This is a genomic window from Rhizobacter sp. P3_B12, from assembly GCF_056402895.1.
In genome coordinates this window covers 1-3,805 of the sequence record NZ_JBFUGN010000606.1, presented here as the reverse complement: position 1 = coordinate 3,805, position 3,805 = coordinate 1, and the positions used below count along the sequence as shown (strand labels likewise).

Annotated in this window: 6 protein-coding genes; 4 read left to right on the top strand and 2 right to left on the bottom strand. The window is 67.4% G+C overall.

Translation table 11 applies throughout. From position 1 onward, the window contains the following. On the top strand, window positions 1–391 hold a 391-nt coding region (locus AC1D01_RS24610; RefSeq protein WP_477871031.1), incomplete at its 5' end, for a M24 family metallopeptidase. Window positions 392–408: 17 nt separating this feature from the next. Continuing rightward, a complete protein-coding gene (locus AC1D01_RS24605; protein WP_477871029.1) occupies window positions 409–1,878 on the top strand; it encodes a sensor domain-containing diguanylate cyclase in 1,470 nt (489 codons plus the stop codon). Between the two features lie 11 nt (window positions 1,879–1,889). On the opposite strand, the gene AC1D01_RS24600 is transcribed toward AC1D01_RS24605, so the two are convergent. Both AC1D01_RS24600 and AC1D01_RS24595 read right to left on the bottom strand, forming a co-directional pair. Then, on the bottom strand, window positions 1,890–2,186 hold the full coding sequence (locus AC1D01_RS24600) for a type II toxin-antitoxin system RelE/ParE family toxin (protein WP_477871027.1): 297 nt from the start codon (window positions 2,184–2,186) through the stop codon (window positions 1,890–1,892). Then, on the bottom strand, window positions 2,183–2,413 hold the full coding sequence (locus AC1D01_RS24595) for an addiction module protein (protein ID WP_477871025.1): 231 nt from the start codon (window positions 2,411–2,413) through the stop codon (window positions 2,183–2,185). The genes AC1D01_RS24600 and AC1D01_RS24595 overlap by 4 nt, the downstream gene beginning before the upstream one ends. Before the next feature lie 113 nt (window positions 2,414–2,526). On the opposite strand from AC1D01_RS24595, the gene AC1D01_RS24590 reads away from it, so the two are divergent. Beyond that, window positions 2,527–2,943 (top strand): LIC_13387 family protein, encoded by a 417-nt coding sequence (locus AC1D01_RS24590; RefSeq protein ID WP_477871023.1) that lies wholly within the window; start codon window positions 2,527–2,529, stop codon window positions 2,941–2,943. Between the two features lie 136 nt (window positions 2,944–3,079). Then, the coding region (gene lplT / locus AC1D01_RS24585; RefSeq protein ID WP_477871021.1) for a lysophospholipid transporter LplT at window positions 3,080–3,805 on the top strand (726 nt) is incomplete at its 3' end.

Genomic DNA, 3,805 nt, shown 5'->3' with positions numbered 1-3,805 from the left:
GCTGTCACACGACCGGCACGGCGATGTCGACGCGGTGATGGCGAGCGGCGCCTACCGGCGCTTCTACATGCACGACACCGGCCACTGGCTGGGGCGCGACGTGCACGATGTCGGCGAGTACCTGTCGCTGCAGGAGCCGGCCGTCGACCAGCCGGATTTTCGCGGCGGGCGGGTCGTGCGCGCGCCATCGCGCAAGCTCGAATGCGGCATGGTCGTCACGCTCGAGCCCGGCCTGTACGTGCAGCCGGCGCCCGACGTGCCCGAGGTCTACTGGAACATCGGCATCCGCATCGAGGACGATGCGGTCGTGACCCCCGGCGGATGCGAGCTGATCAGCCGCGCGGCGCCGGTGGAGCCCGATGCCATCGAAGCGTGGATGAATGCGCACTGAGCGATGAACGTCAAGCGATGAACGTCACTGAAGCCCTGCCCCCCGCCGAACTGGCCAGCCTGTTCGAGCTTGCACCGGTGTCGCTGTGGCTGGAGGACTACAGCGCGCTGCAGGCCCTGTTCTCGCGCTGGCGCGCCGCCGGCGTGACCGACCTGCGCGCGCACCTGCGGGCCGACCCGCGCCGCGTCGCCGAATGCTCGGCCTGCCTGCACGTGCTGCAGGTGAACCGGCGCACGCTGGAGCTGTACGGCGCGCGCGACCTGGCGCACCTGGTCGAGAACCTGTCGCGCGTGTTCCGCGACGACATGTTCGAGCAGCTCGTCGAGGAGCTGGCCGCGCTGTGGGAGGGCCGCACCCGCTTCACGAGCCAGACGGTCAACTACGCGCTGGACGGCCGGCGACTCGACATCGTGCTGAACGCCACCGTGCTGCCGGGCCACGAGGCCGGCTGGGACCGCGTGCTGCTCGCGATCGAGGACGTGACCGAGCGCAGCGCAGCGGCCGAGGCGCTGCGGCTGAGCGAGCTGTATGCGCGCGGGCTGTTCGAGCATTCGCCGGTGTCGCTGTGGGTGGAGGATTTCAGCAGCGTGAAGCGGCTGCTCGACGAGGCGCGCGCGCAGGGCATCAGCGACTTCCGGGTGTTCACCGACGTGCACCCGGAGTTCGTGAGCCGCTGCCTGCAGGAGATCCGCGTGATCGACGTGAACCAGCAGACGCTGCGCATGTTCGGCGCGCCCGACCGCGACACGCTGCTGCGGCGGCTGGACGACGTGTTCCGCGACGACATGGCCTCGCATTTCGCCGACCAGCTGCACGATCTGTGGAACGGCAAGACCACGCACCAGCGCGAGGTCGTCAACTACAACCTGGCCGGCGACAAGCTGCACGTGTACCTGCAGTTCTCGGTGCTGCCCGGCCACGAGGCCGACTGGGACCTGGTGCTGATCTCGCTGACCGACATCACCGCGCGCAAGCAGGCCGAGGCCTACCTCGAGTTCCTCGGCAAGCACGACCCGCTGACCAAGCTGCGCAACCGGGCCTTCTTCGTCGACGAGATCAACCGGCTGGAGCGCAAGGGCCCGTGGCCGGTGACGGTGGTGGTGGCCGACCTGAAYGGGCTGAAGACCATCAACGACACGCAGGGCCATGCGGCCGGCGACGCGCTGCTGCGGCGCGCCGGCGAGGTGCTGACGAAGGCGATCGACAAGCCGATGTGCGCCGCGCGCATCGGCGGCGACGAGTTCGCGCTGCTGCTGCCGGGGATGGATGCACGCGCCGCGCAGCTGCTGCTGGACCGGCTGGCCTCGCTGACGGAGCTGAACAACCAGTTCCACGGCACGACGACGCTGAGCTTCGCGCTCGGCATCGCCACCTGCGAGGCCGGCGGGCGCATCGAGGCCGCGGTCAACGAGGCCGACCACGCGATGTATGCATCGAAGAAGGCGTTCTACGAAGGCGCGCAGATGGATCGGCGCAAGGCGGGGTGAGCGGGTTGCGCTCAGTCGACACGCGAAGCCCAGTAGTGCGGGCGCTTCCTATGGGGGGCGATGGCCACGATGAGCAGCCTGTCTTGCCAAGCCCGGTAGACGATGCTGAACGGAAACCCTTTGACCAGGACGCTGCGGGTCTCCTTGAAGCTCGGCGCACCACCCAACGGATGTGTCCTGACGCGAGAAACTGCCGCTTCGACCGCGGCCTGGAAGCGCAGGCCGGCTCCCGTGGCGGCCTTGGAGTAGTACGTGACTTCCTTGAGCAGTTCAATCTCTGCTGCTGGAAGGAAGAAGACCTTGATCACCGCGCTATTCGGCGAGCCTTGGCGAAAACATCTTCTGCATCAATCGGCAGGACTTCACCCCGCTCGAACTCGGCCAACCTGCGTTGGATCTCGTTTTCCCACGCCGTGTCGAGCTCGGCGGCAGCGGGCTCGTTGAGCGATTCCATCAGTTGCTCGACGAGCCGTTCACGGTCCTCCGGCGGCAATGCCCGGCCGAGGCTGAGGATGTGGGAGACGGGATCGGACATGGTCGGCTCCTGATGGCAGGACCGGAGTCTAGCGCTGGAGCATTGCCTCACCCTGCAGCGCTCGGGGTTGCGCCTCGTAACGATGCTTGCGCTTTCGACCCACACAATCCCGCATGTCCCAAATCCTGATCCTGGCCGGCGCAGCGATCTACGGCCTGCTCGGGCTGCTGCACCTGGCCTATACGTTCTTCGGCACGAACTTCGATCCGCGCGATGCCAATGTCGCGCGCGCGATGCGCTCGAGCTCGCCGCGCCTGACCCGCGACACGACGATGTGGAAGGCCTGGATCGGCTTCAACGCGAGCCACAGCCTGGGCGCCATCCTGTTCTCGCTGGTCTACCTGATGCTCGCCGCGATGCACATGGACGTGCTGCACCGCTCGCCCACCTTCGTGTGGCTGGCCGGCATCGCGAGCGCCGCCTACGTCGTGCTCGCGCTGCGCTACTGGTTCCGGATTCCGCTGGCCGCGACGGCCATCGCGACCAGCTGCTTCGTCGCCGGGGCCGTCACGATGTCGCTGGGGTACTGAGCCGGTCGACGCGACCGGGGCACCATGCCCCGTGCTATAACCGCCGCCGCGGGGAACCAGCAGCGGCCGCGTCGAGCGCTGCATCGATTGATGACCGGGCCCACCCGGCATGCGACAGGCAGCACGCTCTCAGCGAATGAAAAAAGGTTTCTACACCATCATGTCGGCGCAGTTCTTCAGCTCGCTGGCTGACAACGCGTTGCTGGTGAGCGCCATCGAACTGTTGAAGACCTCTCACGCGCCGACCTGGCAGGTGCCGGCGCTGAGTCCGATCTTCGCGCTCTTCTACGTGATCCTCGCGCCCTTCCTCGGCGCGTTCGCCGACGCCGTGCCCAAGGGGCGGGTGATGTTCGCGTCGAACGCGATCAAGGTGATCGGCTGCCTGATGATGCTGTTCGGCAGCCATCCGCTGGTCTCCTACGCGATCGTCGGCCTGGGTGCGGCCGCCTACTCGCCAGCCAAGTACGGCATCCTGACCGAGCTGCTGCCGAACTCGCAGCTGGTCAAGGCCAACGGCTGGATYGAGGGGCTGACCATCCTGTCGATCATCCTGGGCCTGCTGCTCGGCGGCCAGCTCGTCGGCCATGCGATCTCGGCGCACCTGCTCGCCTTCGACCTGCCGCTGGTCGACACCGGCGTCAACACCCCTCCCGAAGCGGCGATTTCGATCATCGTTTTCCTGTATGTCATCGCCGCGCTGTTCAACCTGCGCATCCCGCGCACCGAGGCGCCGCTGCAGCCGCTGTCGCACAGCGTGGTCGAGCTGGTGCGCGACTTCTCCAGCTGCAATGCCCGCCTGTGGAGCGACAAGCTCGGCCAGATCTCGCTGTCGACGACCACGCTGTTCTGGGGCGTCTCGGGC